General features: G+C 67.4%; 20 protein-coding genes. 7 read left to right on the plus strand and 13 right to left on the minus strand.

From position 1 onward, the window contains the following. Positions 1 to 24: 24 nt before the first annotated feature. The 5 genes from KVT32_RS00450 to KVT32_RS00470 form a co-directional block, all read right to left on the minus strand. The gene (locus KVT32_RS00450) at positions 25 to 474 is read right to left on the minus strand and encodes an SRPBCC domain-containing protein (RefSeq protein WP_217617492.1); all 450 of its coding nucleotides are present in this window, start codon (positions 472 to 474) and stop codon (positions 25 to 27) included. Continuing rightward, positions 375 to 812: a metalloregulator ArsR/SmtB family transcription factor gene (locus tag KVT32_RS00455; RefSeq protein ID WP_152384843.1), complete on the minus strand. Its 438-nt coding sequence runs from the start codon at positions 810 to 812 to the stop codon at positions 375 to 377. The genes KVT32_RS00450 and KVT32_RS00455 overlap by 100 nt, the downstream gene beginning before the upstream one ends. A 73-nt stretch (positions 813 to 885) precedes the next feature. Then, positions 886 to 2,037, minus strand: a complete 1,152-nt coding sequence (locus KVT32_RS00460; protein ID WP_152384842.1) for a hypothetical protein — start codon at positions 2,035 to 2,037, stop codon at positions 886 to 888. Between the two features lie 14 nt (positions 2,038 to 2,051). Beyond that, positions 2,052 to 2,780, minus strand: coding sequence for a fumarate/nitrate reduction transcriptional regulator Fnr (gene fnr / locus KVT32_RS00465; RefSeq protein WP_152384841.1), 729 nt, complete (start codon positions 2,778 to 2,780; stop codon positions 2,052 to 2,054). A gap of 97 nt (positions 2,781 to 2,877) precedes the next feature. After that, positions 2,878 to 3,324 carry a gamma-glutamylcyclotransferase gene (locus tag KVT32_RS00470; protein WP_152384840.1) on the minus strand — a complete coding sequence of 149 codons (447 nt, stop codon included), beginning with the start codon at positions 3,322 to 3,324 and terminating at the stop codon, positions 2,878 to 2,880. 138 nt (positions 3,325 to 3,462) lie between these two features. Between KVT32_RS00470 and clpB the strand changes: the two genes are divergently transcribed. Beyond that, complete coding sequence (gene clpB / locus KVT32_RS00475; RefSeq protein WP_217617493.1) at positions 3,463 to 6,069, plus strand: ATP-dependent chaperone ClpB; 2,607 nt, start codon at positions 3,463 to 3,465, stop codon at positions 6,067 to 6,069. Positions 6,070 to 6,163: 94 nt separating this feature from the next. On the opposite strand, the gene KVT32_RS00480 is transcribed toward clpB, so the two are convergent. Both KVT32_RS00480 and KVT32_RS00485 read right to left on the minus strand, forming a co-directional pair. Beyond that, complete coding sequence (locus KVT32_RS00480) at positions 6,164 to 7,825, minus strand: S-layer protein (RefSeq protein ID WP_217617494.1); 1,662 nt, start codon at positions 7,823 to 7,825, stop codon at positions 6,164 to 6,166. A 131-nt stretch (positions 7,826 to 7,956) separates the two neighbouring features. Beyond that, a complete protein-coding gene (locus KVT32_RS00485) occupies positions 7,957 to 8,604 on the minus strand; it encodes a TetR/AcrR family transcriptional regulator (protein ID WP_062840786.1) in 648 nt (215 codons plus the stop codon). A gap of 161 nt (positions 8,605 to 8,765) precedes the next feature. Here KVT32_RS00485 and KVT32_RS00490 point away from each other — a divergent pair, with 161 nt between their 5' ends. The 3 genes from KVT32_RS00490 to KVT32_RS00500 are packed head-to-tail and all read left to right on the plus strand — an operon-like array spanning position 8,766 to position 11,320. Beyond that, complete coding sequence (locus KVT32_RS00490; RefSeq protein WP_217617495.1) at positions 8,766 to 9,977, plus strand: Tm-1-like ATP-binding domain-containing protein; 1,212 nt, start codon at positions 8,766 to 8,768, stop codon at positions 9,975 to 9,977. Positions 9,978 to 9,988: 11 nt separating this feature from the next. Then, positions 9,989 to 10,819: a phosphoenolpyruvate hydrolase family protein gene (locus tag KVT32_RS00495; RefSeq protein WP_056324151.1), complete on the plus strand. Its 831-nt coding sequence runs from the start codon at positions 9,989 to 9,991 to the stop codon at positions 10,817 to 10,819. Between the two features lie 57 nt (positions 10,820 to 10,876). Continuing rightward, the gene (locus KVT32_RS00500) at positions 10,877 to 11,320 is read left to right on the plus strand and encodes an SRPBCC family protein (protein ID WP_152384835.1); all 444 of its coding nucleotides are present in this window, start codon (positions 10,877 to 10,879) and stop codon (positions 11,318 to 11,320) included. A gap of 25 nt (positions 11,321 to 11,345) precedes the next feature. Here KVT32_RS00500 and KVT32_RS00505 read toward each other — a convergent pair whose 3' ends face one another. Continuing rightward, positions 11,346 to 12,311, minus strand: a complete 966-nt coding sequence (locus KVT32_RS00505) for a LysR family transcriptional regulator (RefSeq protein ID WP_217617496.1) — start codon at positions 12,309 to 12,311, stop codon at positions 11,346 to 11,348. Positions 12,312 to 12,400: 89 nt separating this feature from the next. Here KVT32_RS00505 and KVT32_RS00510 point away from each other — a divergent pair, with 89 nt between their 5' ends. Together KVT32_RS00510 and KVT32_RS00515 are read left to right on the plus strand one after the other, a co-directional pair. After that, positions 12,401 to 13,858, plus strand: coding sequence for an amidohydrolase family protein (locus KVT32_RS00510; protein WP_217617497.1), 1,458 nt, complete (start codon positions 12,401 to 12,403; stop codon positions 13,856 to 13,858). A 28-nt stretch (positions 13,859 to 13,886) separates the two neighbouring features. Continuing rightward, positions 13,887 to 14,846: a tripartite tricarboxylate transporter substrate binding protein BugE gene (locus tag KVT32_RS00515; protein WP_217617498.1), complete on the plus strand. Its 960-nt coding sequence runs from the start codon at positions 13,887 to 13,889 to the stop codon at positions 14,844 to 14,846. A 25-nt stretch (positions 14,847 to 14,871) separates the two neighbouring features. Here the strand turns inward: KVT32_RS00515 and KVT32_RS00520 are convergent, their stop codons facing one another. The 5 genes from KVT32_RS00520 to KVT32_RS00540 are packed head-to-tail and all read right to left on the minus strand — an operon-like array spanning position 14,872 to position 19,278. Further along, complete coding sequence (locus tag KVT32_RS00520) at positions 14,872 to 16,248, minus strand: sulfite reductase subunit alpha (protein WP_217617499.1); 1,377 nt, start codon at positions 16,246 to 16,248, stop codon at positions 14,872 to 14,874. Between the two features lie 6 nt (positions 16,249 to 16,254). Then, positions 16,255 to 17,271 (minus strand): FAD:protein FMN transferase, encoded by a 1,017-nt coding sequence (locus KVT32_RS00525; protein ID WP_152384831.1) that lies wholly within the window; start codon positions 17,269 to 17,271, stop codon positions 16,255 to 16,257. A gap of 13 nt (positions 17,272 to 17,284) precedes the next feature. Beyond that, positions 17,285 to 18,085 carry a DUF4198 domain-containing protein gene (locus tag KVT32_RS00530; RefSeq protein WP_142054614.1) on the minus strand — a complete coding sequence of 267 codons (801 nt, stop codon included), beginning with the start codon at positions 18,083 to 18,085 and terminating at the stop codon, positions 17,285 to 17,287. 23 nt (positions 18,086 to 18,108) lie between these two features. Continuing rightward, positions 18,109 to 18,624 (minus strand): DUF2271 domain-containing protein, encoded by a 516-nt coding sequence (locus KVT32_RS00535; RefSeq protein ID WP_056324163.1) that lies wholly within the window; start codon positions 18,622 to 18,624, stop codon positions 18,109 to 18,111. Positions 18,625 to 18,651: 27 nt separating this feature from the next. Further along, positions 18,652 to 19,278: a PepSY-associated TM helix domain-containing protein gene (locus tag KVT32_RS00540; protein WP_217617500.1), complete on the minus strand. Its 627-nt coding sequence runs from the start codon at positions 19,276 to 19,278 to the stop codon at positions 18,652 to 18,654. A gap of 213 nt (positions 19,279 to 19,491) precedes the next feature. Here KVT32_RS00540 and KVT32_RS00545 point away from each other — a divergent pair, with 213 nt between their 5' ends. Continuing rightward, positions 19,492 to 20,046, plus strand: a complete 555-nt coding sequence (locus tag KVT32_RS00545) for an HdeD family acid-resistance protein (RefSeq protein WP_152384829.1) — start codon at positions 19,492 to 19,494, stop codon at positions 20,044 to 20,046.

A 20,046-nucleotide genomic window follows, 5' to 3' on the forward strand; every position in this document is an offset into this window, starting at 1 on the left:
GTTGGCCCGGGCTCGGGTTCAGCGTCAGGCCGCGCCGGCCAGGTGATTGGCCAGCCGGTCCAGGGCGCCCGACCAGCCGTCTTCGTGGCCGTCGCGCGTGGCTTCGTCGACGAAGGGCGTCTGCAGGAAGGCAAGGTCGGTGCCGGCGCCCGCCGCCGTGAATTCCAGGGTGATCAACGAGACTTCCTGCGGGGTGTCGCGCCACGCCCAGGTGAACACCAGGCGGCGATGCGGCGCGACTTCCTGATAGCGGCCGCTGGCGTGGTGCTCCGCGCCGTCGGCGGTGACGAAGCCCACTTGATAGGCGCCGCCCGCCCGCACGTCGGTTTCGGCCAGCAGCACGCGCTGCGTGCCTGCCGGGCCAAACCAGCGCATCAGCGCTTGCGGGTCCGTCCAGGCGCGCCAGACACGTTCGACGGGGGCGTCAAAGCGTCGCTGGAGCCGCAACTCGATGGGGGAGAGTCGGTTTTCCATGGATGGATTTCCTCTTCGTGATACAGGTATCGCGCCAGCGAATCCAGTTGGCCCGTCCAGAACTTCTCGTAGCGCGCCAGCCAGTTGGCGGCGTCGCCCAGGGGTTTGGCCGACAGCGTGCAGCTCACGACCCGGCCGTCCTTGGCACGCGCGATGAGTCCGGCGTCTTCCAGCACCCGCAGGTGTTTCATGAAAGCGGGCAGGGACATGGCATGCGGCTGGGCCAGCGTGCTGACCGAGGCCGTGCCGTTTTCCAGGTCGGCCAGCACCCGGCGCCGCGTGCCATCGGCCAGCGCGGAAAAGATGGCATCGAGGGCGTCATCATTTAACTTAACCATAAGGTTAACGTTTAGGCCGGCCACGAACGCCTGTCAAGCCGGGAGGCTGCGGAATTTCCCTAGGGGGGAGCGGTTATTTGGCGCGAGGCTGGATGATGTCGCAGGCCGCGGCGGTGCGGCTAGCCTGGGCGTCGCTGCCCAGCAGCGCCCGAACGCCACAGATCGACCCGAACATGCGCTTGCCGTCGTGGCCGACGCCGCCAACTTCAAAGGCGGTGTGGCGCAGGGTGACGGGCTTGCCGCCGCGCGCGGCCAGCACGTGTTCGTACTGGACGTAGCCCGTGCCGCGCGCCAGCCGGGTGGCGCCCTGGGCTTCGGCGCCGCAGGCCTTGTCCAGCAGGCGGTGTTCGGGGTTGTTGTCGGCGCCGCCCAGCAGGTACACAACATCGCGCGCGGCGTAGCGCACGAAGAGCGTAGCGTCGTCGGTTTCGCGGGCGTAGGCGGGCAGCTTGTCGGTGCCGTACTTGTACTGGTTGTAGGTCGGGCAGATGCCGCGCTCGTACGGCGCATAGCCTTTGCCGTCGGCGCGGGGCCGTTCGTTGGTCAGGTACAGGTAGGACGACGGATTGGCAATCACGTAGCGCAGCGTGAGGCCGTCGCGGCGCAGTGCGCCATCCAGATTGTTCAGCACCGCGTACCGGTGCACCAGTTGCGCGCCGGCGGAATGGCCGGCCAGCACCAGCCCGGTCAGCGACGGCAGCCGTTTGCGGTCGTTCAGGCTGCGCAGCAAATCATCCAGGACCTGGAACGAGGCGACGGGGGCGGGGCGGCCTGCGGCCTGGACACTTTCCTGGCCGTCTTCCCAGCTGGCCTTGCGCCAGGCGGCCATGCCGGCAAACCCGGAGTCGATGGAGCCGGAAAACCGGGGAGCGAGCACCAGCGTGTCGCCGGCGCGCGCCGGGTCGGCGGCGACCAGCGCCGCGGCGGTCTCAAAGTATTGATCGGCGTCGCGCTTGACGCCGTGGATGACGATGAGCACCTGCTTGATGCCGCGCAGGTCGTCCTTGGTCAGGTCGCGGTTGGCGTAGACCGGCATTTTGTACCGGTGGCCGGGCCGGCCCAGTTCAACGGTTTGCCAGCGCAGCGGCGCCGCGCGCTTGGGCGCGGGCGTGGCTTCGTCGTAATCGTAAGGGTCCGGCAGCGGCGTCTGGGCATGCGCGCTGGCAAATGCCAGCACGGCAGCCACCGCCAGCGCGGCAGGCAGGAGGGCAGGCGCGCGGCGCATGGCGCGGCGAATGCTCAGCAGCTCTCGTGTCCCAGCAGTTGCTTGAGCGCCGGCAGGTCCAGGATGCGGACTTCGCGCTGGTTGATCTTGATGAGACCGTCGCGCGCAAAACGCGAGAACAGACGGCTCACCGTTTCCAGCGTCAGGCCCAGGTAATTGCCGATTTCTTCGCGGCTCATGCGCAGCACGAACTCGGTCGAGGAATAGCCCAGCGAGGCATAACGCTGCGACAGGTTCAGGAGGAAAGCGGCCAGGCGCTGTTCCGAACGCATGGAGCCCAGCGACGCGAGCATCTGGTGCGAACGCATGATTTCGCGGCTCATGAGGCGGCGGAACTGCTGCTGCAGCGAGGGCAGGTGCGAGGCCACGCGATCGACTTCGTTCAGGCGGATGACGCAGACCTCGGAGTCTTCGAGCGCCACGGCGGCCGACACGTGCTTGCCGTCCAGCATGCCGTCCATGCCGACGATCTCGCCGGGCAGGTGAAAGCCCGTGATCTGGATCTGGCCGGTGGCGTCTTCAAGTTGCGTCTTGAGGCTGCCGAAGCGCACGCCATATACGGCGTCCAGCGGATGATCCAGCGAGTAGAGCGTCTTGCCTTTTTCGACGCGGACGCGTTCTTTCACCAGCTCGTCCAGCTTTTCGACTTCAGCCGCTGCCATGCCCACGGGGACGCAGACATGGCCCAGCATGCACGTGGAACAGTGGGCGGCATCAGGGGCAATGGGGACCCGTTTTTGCATACGATGACCTTTAGAGTGCCCATTGCGCGGCGGGCGCCGGAACGGGTGTGAAGCACGAGACAGGCGTCTATTGTAGTCCGTTGTTACTACGGACGTCTTACGAGGGGCCCTTCCGGTCGTCCGGCGTTGTCCGGGAAACACGGTGGACGATCCAGTCGTCCCCGGCGATATCGATCGCCGTGGCCCGCCACGCGGGATCGATCGGGTAGTACTCGCAGTGCAGCAATAGGGGTTCGCCGGGGCCTTCAAGGCGGGCGCAGACCGTCCTGCGCACGAAGCAGCAAGGCTTGCCGGGCTCGTATTCCTCGATCTCGTCCATCAGGGCGAGCAGCGCCGTGCCGACGCGGAAGACGTCGCCGCGGACCCGCCTGCCGTCGTCCACGGGGATGAGTCCGGGCCAGTCGCCAAAATCGACCAGCATGCCGGGCACGCTGGCGGCGCCGACATGGCTGGCCGGGGGCAGGCCGCGCCGTGCGGCGGCCCGGGCGAGGTCGTTGATTTCGCCTGCCCGTAGGGTTCCGTACACAAAAACGTATATGCTCATCGATAAGTTTGCTGCTGCACGTCGAAAACGACCATGAGGGGCGCCGGGTGTTGAAATTGTCTCATCCGGCCACATATTCAGGTTATCGAGCCAGCCGGCACGTATCGGTCAGGCTCCCCACAAGCCAATACGACCATTATGCGATTCGACAAACTTACGACCAAGTTCCAACAAGCGCTGGCCGACGCGCAAAGTCTGGCCTCCCGCAACGATCACCCCTATATCGAACCCGTCCACGTGCTGTCCGCCCTGTTGTCGGATTCCGACAGCGGCGCCGGCAGCCTGCTGGCGCGGGCGGGCGTTGCGGTAAACCGTCTGGGCCCCGCCCTGGAGACGGCGCTCAAGTCCCTGCCGCAAGTGCAGGGCGATGACAACGTCCAGGTGGGCCGCGACCTGCAAGGCGTGCTGACGCGCACCGACAAGGAAGCCGCCCGCCGCGGCGACACCTACATCGCCAGCGAACTGTTCCTGCTTGCGCTGGCCGACGACAAGGGTGAGGCCGGCCGCATCCTGCGCGAGGCGGGCCTGCAGAAAAAGGCCCTGGAGGCCGCGATCGACGCCGTGCGCGGCGGCGAAAACGTCTCCGGCGCGGAAGGCGAGGCCAACCGCGAAGCCCTGTCCAAATACACGCTTGATCTGACCGAGCGCGCCCGCCAGGGCAAGCTCGACCCGGTCATCGGCCGCGACGACGAAATCCGCCGCACCATCCAGATCCTGCAGCGCCGCACCAAGAACAACCCCGTGCTGATCGGCGAACCCGGCGTCGGCAAGACCGCCATCGTCGAAGGCCTGGCGCAGCGCATCGTCAACGACGAGGTGCCCGAGACCCTGCGCGGCAAGCGCGTGTTGTCGCTGGACCTGGCTGCGCTGCTGGCGGGCGCCAAGTTCCGCGGCGAGTTCGAAGAACGCCTGAAGGCCGTGCTGAAAGAGCTGGGCCAGGACGACGGCCGCAACATCGTCTTCATCGACGAACTGCACACCATGGTGGGCGCGGGCAAGGCCGAAGGCGCGATGGACGCGGGCAACATGCTCAAGCCGGCGCTGGCGCGGGGCGAACTGCACTGCATTGGCGCGACCACGCTCGACGAATACCGCAAGTACATCGAAAAGGATGCGGCGCTGGAGCGGCGCTTCCAGAAGGTGCTGGTCGACGAGCCCGACTTGGAGTCCACCATCGCCATCCTGCGCGGTCTGCAGGAACGCTATGAAATCCACCACGGCGTCGAGATCACCGACCCCGCGATCGTGGCGGCCGCCGAGCTGTCGCATCGCTACATCACCGACCGCTTCCTGCCCGACAAGGCCATCGACCTCATCGACGAGGCCGGCGCGCGCATCCGCATGGAGATCGACTCCAAGCCGGAAGTGATGGACAAGCTGGACCGCCGCATCATCCAGCTCAAGATCGAGCGCGAGGCCGTCAAGAAGGAAACGGACGACGCGTCCAAGCGCCGCCTGGGCGTCATCGAGGACGAGCTGCAAAAGCTGCAGCGCGAATACAACGACTTCGAGGAAATCTGGAAGGCCGAGAAGGCCGCCGTGCAGGGCACGCAGGCCATCAAGGAAGAGATCGACAACGTCCGCGCCGAGATGGCGGAATTGCAGCGCAAGGGCCAGTTCGACAAGCTGGCTGAGCTGCAGTATGGCAAGCTGCCGGACCTTGAGGCGCGCCTGAAGGCCGCCGAGGTAGGCGCCGCCGAGGCCGCTGAAAACGCGGAAGGCGACGAAACCCGTCCGCGCCTCTTGCGCACCCGCGTCGGCGCCGAGGAAATCGCCGAAGTCGTCTCGCGCGCCACCGGCATTCCCGTGTCCAAGATGATGCAGGGCGAACGCGAAAAGCTGCTGCACATGGAAGAATTCCTGCACAAGCGCGTGGTGGGCCAGGACGAGGCCGTGCGGCTGGTGTCCGATGCCATCCGCCGCTCCCGTGCCGGGCTGGCCGATCCGGCGCGTCCGTATGGGTCGTTCCTCTTCCTGGGGCCGACCGGCGTCGGCAAGACCGAACTGACCCGTGCGCTGGCCGAGTTCCTGTTCGACTCCGAAGAGCACATGATCCGCATCGACATGAGCGAGTTCATGGAGAAGCATTCGGTGGCGCGGCTGATCGGCGCGCCGCCGGGATACGTGGGTTACGAAGAGGGCGGCTACCTGACCGAGGCCGTGCGGCGCAAGCCCTATAGCGTGGTGCTGCTGGACGAAGTCGAAAAGGCGCATCCGGATGTGTTCAACGTGCTGCTGCAAGTGCTGGACGACGGCCGCCTGACCGACGGGCAGGGCCGCACCGTGGACTTCCGCAACACCGTCATCGTGATGACGTCCAACCTGGGTTCGCAGCATATCCAGACGCTGGCCGGCCAGCCGTACGACGTGGTCAAGGAAGTGGTGTGGGACGAGCTGAAGCAGACGCTGCGGCCGGAATTCCTGAACCGCATCGACGAAGTGGTGGTGTTCCATGGCCTGGAAGCGCAGCACATCGAGTCCATTGCCCGCATCCAGCTTCGCCGCCTTGGCGAACGCCTGGAAAAGCAGGAAATGCGGCTGGAAGTGACCGAACCGGCGCTGGCGGAACTGGCCCGCTCCGGCTTCGATCCGGTGTTTGGCGCGCGCCCCTTGAAGCGCGCGATCCAGCAGCAGATCGAGAACCCGGTGGCGCGCCTGATCCTGGAAGGCAGGTTCGGCCCGCGCGACGTGGTGCCGGTCGACTGGCAGGACGGCAAGTTCGTCTTCACCCGCACCTTGCAGTAAGCCTGCTGCATCAAACAGAATGCCCGGCGCGAGCCGGGCATTTTTTTGCCTGCGCCGCGCCGCCGAATAGGGTGGCGTAGGCGAGTCGATCAGATCAGTTTTCGACGGTCACGAACACCGGGTTCGAATAGAACCACAGGTCGTTGTAGTTGCGCGCGTTGATCGCGTTAAAGCGCGCCGCGTTGTCGGCCAGGTCGATCTTGGCGTCCGGCAGCGGTTCGCCTGCTGCGGTTTCGCCGGCCACGTCCACGCCAAGATTGGTGCCGCGCAGGCGCAGGTACTGGCTCTTGTCGGCGGTGATCGTGGTGGTGATGACGTTGTAGCCTTCGTCGTCCACCTTCCAGTCCGCCTTGGTGAAGCGGGCCAGCACGCGCGTCGTGGGATTGGTGTCGGCATCGTATTCCGGCGTGCCTGCCTGGGCGCGTTCGGTCACGTCGCCCACGATGAGGTCCACGTGATGCACGGTGGGCTTCACGTAGGTCGGATTGCCGCTTTCGATCGGGTACTCGTAGTTGTTGCTGTCGGGGCTGCGAAAGCGGATGGTGACTTCCACTTTTTCACCCTTGGCCACCTTCAGCTCGCCGCCCATGTGCGCGGCGCCAGCCAAGCCCTTGGCCTGGAACTCCAGCGCGTCGATCAGGTCTCCGAAGACGCCGAACATGCGGCCGCTCTTCAGGCCGGCCACCACCGCCGCCATGTCGTCACCGTCTTTCCAGACGTGCGTCTTGCTGTATTCGCCGGGCGCGTAGCCGCTGCTGTACAGGCCCGAGGCCGTGCGGAAGTGATAGTCCGAATCCGCCACGTTCCAGATGCGCCGGCCTTCGCCCAGCAGCGCGTCCCACGTGCCGCCCAGGTGCGCGACCAGGTAGTCCGTGCCGCCATAAGTGCGGTTGGGCAGGAAGGCCGTGGTGTACGCGGTGGCGTAACCGCCGCGGTCCGGTTCCATCTGGTTGCCGACCATGCCTTCGATGGCGAAGAAGACGGTGGGCGCCAGGTCGTTCATCTCGCGCAGTTGGGCGATGGTGTATTTGCCCGCGTAACGCGAGGGATGGTTCAGCAGCATGTAGCTGTCGGGGTGCTTGTCGCGCAACCACTTCAGCGCGGCCAGCGCGTCGGCGTGCGTGGTGTAGGCGCGCGTCTCGCCGGACAGTCGCGAAACCAGCAGCGGGTCGAACAGGTTGGGATCGCGGTTGGTGAACAGGTATTCGAACTCGGCAACCGCCTCCAGCGACTTGGCCGACTGCGGATCGTTGTAGCCGATGCCGATGTTGACGTGGTCGTGCGTGGGCATGTCCCATTCGAACGACGAGAAGATGATCTTGCCGGCGTAGCGGCCCGCGGCCTGCGCCTGCTTGATGAAGGGCACCTCGTATTGCGCCATGCCTTGCGAAAACGGGATCGAGCCGCCCGCCAGGTTCACGCCCGTATGGTCGCGCGCGGACAGGCGCAGGTGATTCGAGATCGCGGCCCAATCCAGCTTGTAGCGGTCGAACGCCTGGTCCAGCGCGCTTTCCAGGCTGACCTGGGCGTCGTCCGACTGGAACGTATGCACGTGCAGGTCGCCCGTGGACCACGCGCCCGTCTCGACCGGCTTGGGCTGCTCGGCGGGCGGCGTGGGATCGGTCACGACGGGAGGCGCCGGTTCGGGGGCGACTTCGTCATCGTCATCGCTGCCGCCGCAAGCGCTCAACAGGGTCACGCAAGCCAGCGACAAAGGCATGAGGGCTCGCCGCAGGCGGGATACTTCGAACTGCATCTACAACACTCCAACGTCATGGCGGCGTGCAACACGCACTGCCGCGAAGCGCGCCACTATGCGGGCGGGGAATGACGTGGGAATGACAGCGGCGGGCGCGGACGCGGATCTGGTGCGCTGTCCGGGCCGGCCTATTTTTTGCCGGCTTTGGCTTCGGCCAAGGCTTGGGTGATGATGGCGTTGGCGGTCCAGCGCACGACGTCGGTGACGCCGGGCAGGTCCAGTTTCCAGATGTCCTTGAGCACCAGGAACACCTCGGTGCCGTATACCAGCGACAGCGCCTGCGCGACGCGCTCCTGTTGTGCCGGCGTCAGGTCGGCGGCAAGCGGGGCGATGGCGCGTTTCAGGATGTCGACCCGATGGCCGCGCACCAGCCGGGGCTCGGCGTCGGCCTTGCCGGCGCTGGCTTGCGCGTGCTGTTGCAGCGACACCAGGATGGCGGCGCGCAAGGGTGCTTCGTGGGCCTCCAGCCGCGGATAGGCGAATCGCAGCAGCTCGTCGACACGGGCCGCGGCGTCGGGCGCATCGGAATTCCAGGCGAGGATGGGACCCAGGCTTTCGTCCACCACGGCCGCGATCAGCGCGCTCTGGCTGGGGAAATAGCGGTAGGCGGTGGCGCGCGAGACGCGGGCGTGCTCGGCCAGTTCGGCGACGGACGGCGTGACGCCTTGCGCCATCAATTGCTGGGCGGCCTCGAGCAGCGTCTTGCGCATCCGGGCGCGCGGCCCGTGGGGCGGTTCGCCGCTGGCGGCCGCCTGCGGGCTGGCCGGGGCGATCAGCTTGGCGCCGCCTGCGGACGCGTGCCCCTTGCGGACAGGGGAGTCGGATTGACGTGAGACAGATGTCTCATTATGATTCTTTCGTCTCATTTCTGGATTCTACAGGCCTTTGGCCTCACATATCGAGGCGCGCACGGAGTGTAGCCGCCCGCGGAGGAGTCATGACGCATACCAAGCAGCGGGTGTTTGTGGCCGCGACCTACGACACCAAGGGCCACGAGGCCGAATACGTGGTGGAAGTGCTCCGGCGCGACGGGCTGGACGTGGTGTCGGTGGACGTGTCGACCTCGGGCGCGCCCAGCGCCGCCAACGTCTCGGCGCAGGAGATCGCGCGCAGCCATCCGGAGGGCGCTGGCGCGGTCTTCACCGGCGACCGGGGCTCGGCCATCGCGGCCATGGCGTTGGCGTTCGAGCGTTATGCCGCCGGCAACGCCGAGATCGGCGCGCTGCTGGGCCTTGGCGGATCGGGCGGCACCGCGCTCATCACGCCCGCGATGCGCGCGCTGCCCATCGGCACGCCCAAAGTGATGGTGTCCACGATGGCCTCGGGCAATGTCGCACCCTATGTGGGACCGTCCGACATCGCGATGATGTATTCCGTGACCGACGTGGCGGGCCTGAACCGAATTTCGCGCCGCGTGCTGGCCAATGCGGCAGGGGCGATCGGCGGCGCGTTCCGCCAGGCGGCGAATGCGGCCGCCGGCGACGGCCGGCCCGCCGTGGGCATCACCATGTTCGGCGTCACCACCGCCTGCGTGCAACAGGTCACGCCACTGCTGGAATCGCAGTTCGACTGCCTGGTGTTTCATGCCACGGGCACGGGCGGCCAGTCGATGGAAAAGCTGCTGGACAGCCGCCTGCTGGCGGGCGTGCTGGACCTGACCACCACCGAGGTCTGCGATCTGCTGTTCGGCGGCGTGCTGGCGTGCACTGAAGACCGCTTCGGCGCGGTGGCGCGCACGGGCGCGCCGTATGTTGGCTCGTGCGGTGCGCTGGACATGGTCAATTTCGGCGCGATGGACACGGTGCCCGAGCGCTACCGCAGCCGGCTGTTCTACCCGCACAACCCGCAGGTCACGCTGATGCGCACGACCGCCGAGGAAAACACCCGGCAGGGCGAATGGATTGCCGACCGGCTGAACCGCTGCGACGGGCCGGTGCGTTTCCTGATCCCCGAGGGTGGCGTGTCCGCGCTGGACGCGCCGGGCCAGGCGTTTTGGGACCCCGAGGCCGATGCCGCGCTGTTTGCCGCGCTTGAAGCCAACCTGCGGCAGACGGCAGACCGCCGGCTGATCCGCGTGCCTTGCCACATCAACGATCCGCTGTTCGCGAAAACGGCGGTCGACCACTTTCTTGAAATTGCCGCACATTGAGGATTGCCGCCATGCCGCGTTTTGACCGTCACGAACTGCTGGACAAGTTTCGCGCCATGGTGCGCGCCCGCACGCCCATCGTGGGCGGGGGCGCGGGCACCGGGCTGTCGGCCAAGTGCGAGGAAGCAGGCGGCATCGACCTTATCGTGATCTACAACTCGGGCCGCTACCGCATGGCCGGCCGCGGCTCGCTCGCGGGCCTCCTGGCCTACGGCAACGCCAACGAGATCGTCGTGGACATGGGCCGCGAAGTGCTGCCGGTGGTCAAGAAGACGCCGGTGCTGGCCGGCGTGAACGGCACAGACCCCTTCTGCGATTTCGATGTCTTCCTGGACGATCTGAAACGCCAGGGCTTCGCCGGCGTGCAGAACTTTCCCACCGTCGGCCTCATCGACGGCAACTTCCGCGCCAATCTTGAAGAGACGGGGATGGGGTACGCGCTGGAAGTGGACATGATCCGCCTGGCGCACCAGAAGGGAATGCTGACGACGCCGTATGTCTTTAACGAGGACGATGCGGTGGCGATGGCCCGCGCGGGCGCGGACATCATCGTGGCGCACATGGGCCTGACCACCGGCGGGTCCATCGGCGCCGAAACTGCCCTGACCTTGGACGATTGCGTGGGCGCCATCGACCGTATTGCCGAGGCCGCGCTGGCCGTGCGCCCGGATATCATCGTGCTTTGCCATGGCGGTCCGATTGCAATGCCCGAGGATGCCGCGTACGTGCTGCGCGCCTGCAAGCATTGCCACGGCTTCTACGGCGCCAGCTCGATGGAGCGCCTGCCGACCGAACAGGCCCTGACGGCCGCCACGCGTGAATTCAAGAACCTGACCTTCTGATCCGCATTGCCGCAGTTTCCCCCTGATTCGACGCGCATCGCGTCCGCCGGAGCCCGTATGCCGCACACCGTACACATCACCGCCATCGTCAACGCGCCGCTGGACAAGGTCTGGCCGTTGTTCCGCGACTTCAATGGTCTTGGGGGCTGGCATCCCGGCGTGGCGCAAAGCCGCCTGGAAGAGGGCGGCCGCCACGACGCCGTGGGCTCGGTGCGGCACCTGACGCTCAAGCCGTCCGGCTTCGTGCGTGAGCAGCTGCTGATGCTGGACGATCCCAACACCGCACTGCGGTACTCGATCATCGAAACCGACCTGCCCATGCGCGACTACGTCGCGGGCGTATCGCTGCACCCCATCACCGAGGGCGGCGGCACGCTGGTGCAGTGGTGGGCCGACTTCCGCGTGGAAGGCGCGCGGCTCAGCGATGTGGCCGAGGCCGTGGGACAGAACGTGTTCGCGGCGGGATTGGCTGCGCTGGAGGAAAAGCTGCGCGCGAAGTGAGGGTGTCAGACACCTATTGGCGCGATTAGTGCTTCTGCCGCCCCGCAGATAGTCGGCGGCAGCCCGGGGGGAGTGGGGCCGTTCGCAGGTAGTCGTGGATGGCCGCGATCAATGCCTGTGCCGCCGGACTCAACGGGTATTCCTTGTTGCGGATGATGCACAGCGTGCGCACCACGGTCGGGCGCGCCAGCAACGCGTAGGCCAGGCCCGGTTCCATGACGCGCTGCGCAGCCAATGCCGGCAGCAGCGCCACCCCCATTCCCGCCTTGACCAGCGCCGCCTGCGACGTGGTGCTGGACGCTTCGTAGAACGGCGCCGCGGCCTCGATCGGCAGGTCCGCGCGGGCGCGCAACAGCGCCATGATCCCTGTTTCATCCACCACACCCACCAGCTTGCGGCCGGCCAGATCGGACCAGCGCATCGCGCCGTCGCGGCCCGGGCGCAGGCTGGCGTCGTCCTGCCGGTATAGCACGCCAAAGCGGTCCTCCAGCAAGGCGTCGAACTGCAGTCCGGGCGCGTCGGCCCAGCGGCTGGTCAGGCCAAAATCGACCTCGCGCGCGGCCACCTTGCGCTGGATGCGGCCGGAGTTGTCGTCGCTGAGATACACGCGCACCGCAGGATACTGCGCCGCGAACACGGCGGCCGCTGGCGCGATGAGCTGCGTGATGGCGGACGGCGCGGCGGCCACGCCCACCCGCCCGCGTTCCAGCGCGCCAAAACGCACCACGTCCTCGATCACGCCGTCAAAATCGGCCAGCAGCCGCATGACGCGCGGCAGGAATTCCTCACCAGCCGGGGTCAGCAGCACGCGCCGGCTGGTGCGCGCGAAGAGCTGCGTGCCGAGCGCGTCTTCAAGCTGGCGCACCAGGCTGGTAACCGACGACTGCGTCTGGAACAGGCGTTTGGCGGCGTGCGTGAAACTGGATTCCTGCGCCACCGCGACGAACGCGGTCAGGTGCTTCAACGTGACGTGCTTGGGTAGACGATGCATTTCAAAACGCGATAGATGGATCAATAAAAACAATTTTTCCAGATTGATCGCGCCGACGATACTAGGGCCTTCATCAAGGCAGGAACACCATGCAGGGCACTCTGGATCTGATCATCGAAGGCGGCTGGCTCATCGACGGGCTGGGCGGTCCGCGCCAGCGCGCCGACGTGGGCGTGGCGGGTGAACGCATCGTGGCTATCGGCGACCTGTCGGCAGTCAAGGCCGCCCGGCGCGTGGACGCTGCCGGCAAGATCGTGGCGCCTGGCTTCATCGACGTGCATGGCCATGACGATCTGATGTTCGTGGAAAAGCCGGACCTTGCCTGGAAAACCAGCCAGGGCGTCACGTCGGTGGTGGTGGGCAACTGTGGGGTAAGCGGCGCGCCCGCACCGCTGCCCGGCAATACCGCGGCCGCGCTGGCGCTGCTGGGCGAGACGCCGTTATTCGCCAGCATGCAGGCCTACTTCGACGAATTGCGCGAGCGCCAGCCGGTGATCAATGTGGCCGCGCTGGTGGGGCACGCGAACCTGCGCCTTGCCGCGATGCGCGACCCTGCGGCGCAACCGACCCCTGCCGAACAGGAATCCATGCAGCGCATGCTGGCCGACGCGCTGGACGCCGGCGCGGTGGGCTTTAGCACCGGCCTGGCCTATCAGCCAGGGGGCGTGGCGCAACCGCCCGAACTGGAAGGCCTGGCCCGCGTGGCGGCGGCACGGGGCGCGATGCACACCAGCCATATCCGCAACGAGGGCGACGCGGTCGAGGCCGCCGTGGACGAGGTGCTGAGCATCGGCCGCAACACCGGTTGCGCCACCGTGCTGTCGCATCACAAGTGCATGATGCCGCGCAATTGGGGCAAAAGCGCCGCCACGCTTGCCAACATCGACCGCGCCCGTGCCGAGGGCGTGGACGTGGCGCTGGACATCTATCCGTATCCCGGCAGCTCGACCATCCTGATCCCCGAGCGCGCCGACACCATCGACGACATTCGCATCACGTGGTCGGTCCCGCATCCCGAGTGCAACGGCGAATACCTGAGCGATATCGCCGCGCGTTGGGGGTGCGACAAGACGACGGCGGCCGAACGGTTGTGCCCGGCGGGCGCGATCTACTTCGCGATGGACGAGAACGAAGTGCGCCGCATCTTCCAGCACGAGTGCTGCATGGTGGGCTCCGACGGCCTGCCGAACGACGCGCATCCGCATCCCCGGCTGTGGGGCAGCTTCACGCGGGTCCTGGGCAGATATGTGCGCGAGGCCCGTCTGGTGACGCTGGAGGCGGCCGTGGCCAAGATGACCGCATTGCCCGCACGCGTTTTCGGCCTGACGGACCGCGGCCGGATCGCCGTGGGCGCGTGGGCCGACATCGTGGTGTTCGATGCCGAGACGGTGATCGACCGCGCCACGTGGGAGGCGCCGACGCTGGCGTCCGATGGCGTGGCGCATGTGCTGGTCAATGGCACACCGGTATATCCCACCGCGCCGAACATGCCGCGGCCCGGCCGCATCCTTCGCCGCGATCCGGCCGCGGCGCAACCCCTTTCATAACAACAGCCGTTCCAGGAGATCCACCATCATGTTCCGCAAGACTTGCGCCGTCCTGGCGCTGGCCGCCGCGATGCCGGCCGCCCATGCTGCTTTTCCCGATCGTCCGATCACTCTGATCGTGCCGTTCCCGGCCGGCGGCCCCACGGATATCGTCGGCCGCGTGGCGGCCGCCAAGGCGGGCGAGATCCTGGGCCAGCAGATCGTGGTCGAAAACCGCACCGGCGCGTCGGGCACCATCGGCATGACCGCCACGGCGCGCGCCAAGCCGGACGGCTACACCGTGGGGCTGGCCACCGTCAGCACGCACGGCACGGCGCCGCACCTGTTTCCCAACCTGGCTTATGACCCGGTCAAGGACTTCACGCCCATCAGCAACCTGGTGACCAGCCCCAACATCCTCAGCGTGAATCCGAATTTTCCGGCCAAGACGCTGGCCGAATTCGTGACTCACGTGCGCGCCAATCCCGGCAAGGACGGCTACGCCAATGCGGGGGCGGGCGGCGTGAACGACCTGGGCATGATCTGGTTCCTGCAGATCATCGGCGGCAAGATGAACAGCATTTCGTACCGCGGTTCGGCGCCTGCGCTGACCGACACGGTGGGCGGCGTGGTGCCGGTGATCTTCGACAATTTCCCGTCGTCGCTGCCCTACGTCAAGAGCAATCATCTAAAGGCGCTGGCGATCACCGGCACGGCGCGCAACCCGCGCCTGCCGGACGTGCCGACCTTTGCCGAGCAAGGCTACAAGGATTACGACGTGACGGCCTGGTACGGCGTGGTGGGTCCGGCCAACATGCCGGCCGACGTGCGCGACAAGCTGGCCGATGCCTTTGCCCGTGCGGTGCGCGACCCGGCGACCGCCGCAAAGATGGAAGAGACGGGCGCGTTTCCGTTGGGCAACACGCCGGCGCAGTTTGGCGAGCAGATCAGCACCGAACGCGATCGCTGGAAGACGGTGATCGACCGCGCGCAGATCAAGCTGCAGTAACCGGTCCGGGCAATCCGGCGCGCGTTCAGTACACGTCGCGCCGGTAGCCCCCGGCATGCTGCAGCGCCTGCAGGCGGTCCTCGCCCACGATCTCGCGCAGCGCGGCATCCACGCCGCCCGCCATGCCTTGCAGGCTGCCGCAGACATACACGGCGGCCCCTGCGTCCACCCAGTCGCGCAGGGCGCCGGCCTGTTCGCGCAGGCAATGCTGCACGTAGCGGCGTTCGGCCTGGTCGCGCGAAAACACCCAATCCACGCGCGCCAACGTGCCGTCTTGCAACCACGCGTCGATCTCGTCGCCGCAGAACCGGTCGTGAGCACCATTGCGCTCGCCAAAAACCAGCCAATTGCGAAGGTGGCCGGCCGCGCGGCGCGCCTTGATGAGCGCGCGCAGGCCGGCCAAGCCCGTGCCATTGCCGATCAGGATCAGCGGGCGGCCGTCCTCGGGCGGATGGAAATTGCGGTTGGCGCGCACGCGCAGCGCGATGTCGTCGCCGGGCTGCGCAATGTGCGTGAGCCAACCGCTGCCCAGCCCCAGCGCGCCGTCCGCGCCGCGCATCTGGCGCACCAGCAGTTCGATGGCGCCGTCAGCGGGCAATGAAGCGATGGAGTATTCGCGATGCGCCTGCAATTCGCCGCCGCGTTCGCGCCGGGGGCCGATCTCGGCGATGTCCCCCGCCTGCCATGCCGCGGGGCTGCCGGCAGGCGGCGTCAGCGTCAGCAGGTAGCAGGGGCCGCCCTGGCTATCGGGATTGAGCAACGTCCGGCCGGCCAGGCGCCAGGTGTCGTATGCCGGCGCTTCCCAGTCGGGCAGGTCGCTGCGGCCCGCCAGCAAGCCCAGGTGATGCTGCCAATGACGCAGCGCGGCGGCGTCGTCGTTGTCCACCTCGACCAGGTCGAAGAGCGGCGCCGCGCCGTGCGCGTGCAACCAGTCGTCCAGCCGGTGGCCGAAGCCGCAGAACTGCGCGTATTCACTATCGCCCAGCGCCAGCACGGCGTAATGCGCGCCCGCCAGCGCGGCGCCGTGCGGCGTGGCTTGCATCATGCCGGCAAAGGCGGCCGCCGCGTCGGGCGGATCGCCTTCGCCGTAGGTGCTGACGACGAACAGCATGCGCCGGTACGCCGCCAGCCGTGCAATATCCAATTGGTCCAGCGAGGCGACGCGCACGGTCAGGCCGCCGGCGCGCAGCGATTCCGCGGTCTGCGTGGCCAGGGATTCGGCATAGCCGGTCTGGCTGGCATAGGCGACCAGCAGGGCGTCTTCGGGCGCGGGGGCGCCAAGGGCCTGCAGCGCCATTGCATGTTGCGCGTCTTGGCGACGGGCGCGCCGCCAGGCCCACAGGCACAGCAGCAGCCAGGCCAGCACCACGCACGCCGCTGCAATCAACCGGGTATGAGGCATCAGCATTCAGGGCGCAAGGGCCAGCGCCTCGAACTGGGGCGTGGCCACGACGCGCCAGGCGTCTTCCCCGCGCAGAATGAAAAGCGCCGCGAGGCCATGGCGGCGCGCGTAGGCCAGTCCATCGGTGTCGCCCAGCACCGTCAGCACGGTGGCCAGCGCGTCGGCCTGCATGCAGACAGGATGCAGCACCGTCACGGACGCCACCGCATGGCGCACCGGCCGGCCGGTGCGCGGGTCGATGGTATGGGCGTAGCGCGCATCGCCGTCGCCCGCGTGGCGCCGGTAGTCGCCGGACGTGGCGATGCTGCAGTTCTCCAGCGGCAAGGCCAGCGCATGGTCGTCGCTGGCGTCCGGCACCTCGATGGCCACGCGCCACGGCTGTCCGTCGGGGCGTTTGCCTCGCGCGCGCAATTCGCCGCCGACTTCGACCAGGTAATCGGTGATGCCCAGGGCATCGAGCGCCATCGCCGCGCGGTCCACGCCGAAGCCCTTGGCGATGGACGACAGGTCCAGATACACGCCGCCGGGCTGCCACGCCGCGCCGCGGTCTTCGTCCAGCGGCACACGTTGCCAGCCGCAGCGCTCGCGCGCCGCCTGGATGGCGGCGGGCGAGGGCGGTTCGAAGGCGCGCTGGTGCGGACCGAAGCCCCACGCATTGACCAGCGGTCCCACGGTGGGGTCGTAGGCGCCGCCGCTGTCTTGGGCCAGCATCAGCGCATGGCGCAGCACATGGAAGAATTCGGCCGGCAGCGTCTGCCAGCCAGGCGCGGCGCGGTTGTAGCGGCTGATGTCGGCGTCCGCCTCCCATGTGCTCATCTGCGCGACCACTTCGTCCAGCGCGGCCTGGATGGCTTGCCGCGCCGCCGCGTCGGCCACGCCTGCGGGCAACGCCATGCGCGCGGACCACGTGGTGCCCATGGTGGCGCCGGCCAATGCGGCCGGGTGCGCGGGCATCGCGCCATAGGCGATGCGAACGGCGGGCGCCGCCGCGCCGCGCGGCGCATAGGAAGGGGCATTGGCCACGCGCGCCGCTGCCTTACGGTTGCAGGACTTCGACGGTGCCCGCGTACGACAGGCGGCGCTTCTTGGCCTGCGGCACGGTGACCTTGGCGTCTTCCATGCCGGCTTCGATCCAGTACAGGCCGGGCTGCGGCCACTTGACCGAGAACTTGCCGTCCTTGCCGGTCTTGACCGCGATCTCGCCGACCTTGTCGCGATAGCGGCTGCCGCCGGGCACGACGGTCACGTCCAGGTCCGCGGCGGGCTGGCCGTCGAGCAGCATCTGGAACGTGGCGGCTTCGTCCGTGAAGAGGTCGTTCGGGTGCGTCACCGGCGCCAGCTCCAGGCCGCGGCCCACGGGCTTGACTGCCGACGGCTTGCCCGCGGTCACGAAGGTTTCGACGCGGCCCAGGCTTTGCGACACTTCAAGCTCATCGGCCTTGGCCGGGACGGCCTGCGCCAGTCCGTCGGCCTTGCCGAAATAGCGCTTGTTCTTGCCGTCTTCCTTCCAGCGTGCGAACACGCCGTCGTTGACCACGGCCACGCGGTAGGTGCCGGCCTGCTTGAGCTGCAGATCGAAGGTGCTGCGCAGCTTGCCTCGATTGATGTTCTCGGCTTCGGCGGCATTGCCGTCCGGCGCGGTCACGGTCAGGCCGTCCAGGCGCAGCGGCGCGTGGTTGAAGTAGAACTTGTCGTTGCCGACGGCGGCGTCCACGGTGATCCAGCTATCGGTGCCCGACAGCACGGTGGAGGACGGCACGATCCAGACGTCATGCGCGTGGGCGGCAAAGGGCAGGCACAGCGCCAGCGCGGCGGCCAGTTTGGCGGCGGTTTTCATCGTTGCGTTCCTTTAGGACAGGGTCAGGGTTTGAGGTCGAGCGCGATGGCGCCCAGTTCGTGTTCGCCGCGCGCGGCCAGTTGCTCGGCCTTTTGCGGCGGCCACTGGAAGGGGATGCGCACCAGTTCGCGGCCGCCCACTTCGCGCGCGGCTTCGACCACCACGGCGTACTGCCCGGGCTTTAGCTGCGCCAGGGGCTTGCTGGCCGCGTCAAAGGACAGCGCGTGCTTGCCCACGGGCTTGGTCGCGCCGCTGACCCCGTCCACCGGGAACTGCTGGTTGCGGCCGCTGCGGCGCCACCACTGGCGCATGTCCTTGAGCCATTCGGTGCCTTCGTTGTTTTTCTTGGCCACGTCGTACCAGACCGCCAGGTCGGCCGCCACGCTCTGGTCGGGGTTCTCGATCCAGATCGCCACGTAAGGGCGGTGGTATTCGGCCACGTCCAGACGCGGCACCTCGATGGACAGGCCGATGTCTGCCGCGTGGGCGGTTCGGGCGATCAGGCCGGCGAGCAGCGCCGGCAACAGCAACTTGCGCATGGAAATCTCCAGGGCGTATCGATGGAATCAATGGATGAAAAGCAGCGCCAGCACCAGCGGAATCACGAGACCCAGGCCCACCATCGGCCAGGTCGCGCTGCGGTTGCCGGCGTGCATCTTGAGCAGCACCAGGCCGGTGAGCGAAAACACCAGACAGGCGACGGCAAAGATGTCCAGGAACCAGCTCCAGGCAAGGCCCGTGTTGCGGCCCTTGTGCAGGTCGTTCAGGTACGAGATCCAGCCGCGGTCGGTGCGCTCGTATTCCACGTCGCCGCTCGCGCGGTCGATGGACAGCCAGGCATCGCCGCCCGCGCGGGGCAGCGACAGATAGACCTCGCCGGCGGACCATTCGGCGGGCCTGCCGGCCGTCGAGGCGTCCAGCGCGTCGTCCAGCCAGGCGGCGACGGCGGCGGGCAGGGGCGCCTTCTTTTGCGTGGGCGTGGCGGCAAGCTGCTGGAGCGCGGCGTCGGGCAGGCGGACCTCGCGGCTGGTCACCACGGCCTTCGATTCGATGTGCGACGCGTTGTTCAGGGTCAGCCCCGTCACGGCGAAGAGCAGCATCGCCACCATGCAGAGCGCAGCGCTGATCCAGTGCCACTGATGCAGGGTCTTGAGCCAGTAGGCGCGGCGTCGGGGAACGGGTTGGGTGTCCATGGAATATGAGGCGGGAAGCGGGGCGGATTCTAACATTTAATGAGAATTACTCTTAAAAAAGACCGGCCCCCGCGCACGCGAAAATTTCAATCGATTTCGGGCCGAAATGGCTGCCGCGCCGAGCCTGAACAACAGCTGAACGCGTGCCGCCCGGTGCGCGCGCTGCCCGGCGGGGATAAGATAGGCCACCCTTTGCAAACACCGGAGGTCGTCATGCTGCAACAGCAAGTCGTGGATCAAATCGGTCGTCATTGGGGGTGGGTGGCGCTTCGCGGCGTCGTCGCCATCCTGTTTGGGTTCATGGCCATGTTCATGCCGGCCATCACCTTGTCGGCGCTGGTGCTGGTGTGGGGCGCCTTCGCGCTGGTGGACGGCGTGCTGGCGCTGATTGCCGGGTTCCGCATCCGGGATAACGGCAAGCCTCTGTGGGCGCTGATCGTCGTGGGCCTGCTGGGCGTGGCGGCCGGCATCGTCACCTTTCTGTGGCCGGGCCTTACCGCGCTGATCCTGCTCTACATCATCGCCATCTGGGCGATCGTGGCGGGCGTGTTTCAGATCATCGCCGCCGTGCGTTTTCGCAAGGCCATCCGCAACGAATGGCTGCTGGGGCTGGCCGGGCTGGTATCGGTGATCTTCGGCGCCATGCTGATCATGCAGCCGGGCGCCGGCGCGCTGGCGCTGGTGTGGGTCATCGGCATCTACGCCGTGTTTTTCGGCATACTGCTGCTGGTCTTTTCCCTGCGTCTCAAACAACACGGCAACGCCTGA

Source organism: Achromobacter sp. GbtcB20 (genome assembly GCF_019091095.1).
In the GTDB taxonomy this organism is placed as follows: Bacteria; Pseudomonadota; Gammaproteobacteria; order Burkholderiales; family Burkholderiaceae_B; genus Achromobacter; species Achromobacter mucicolens.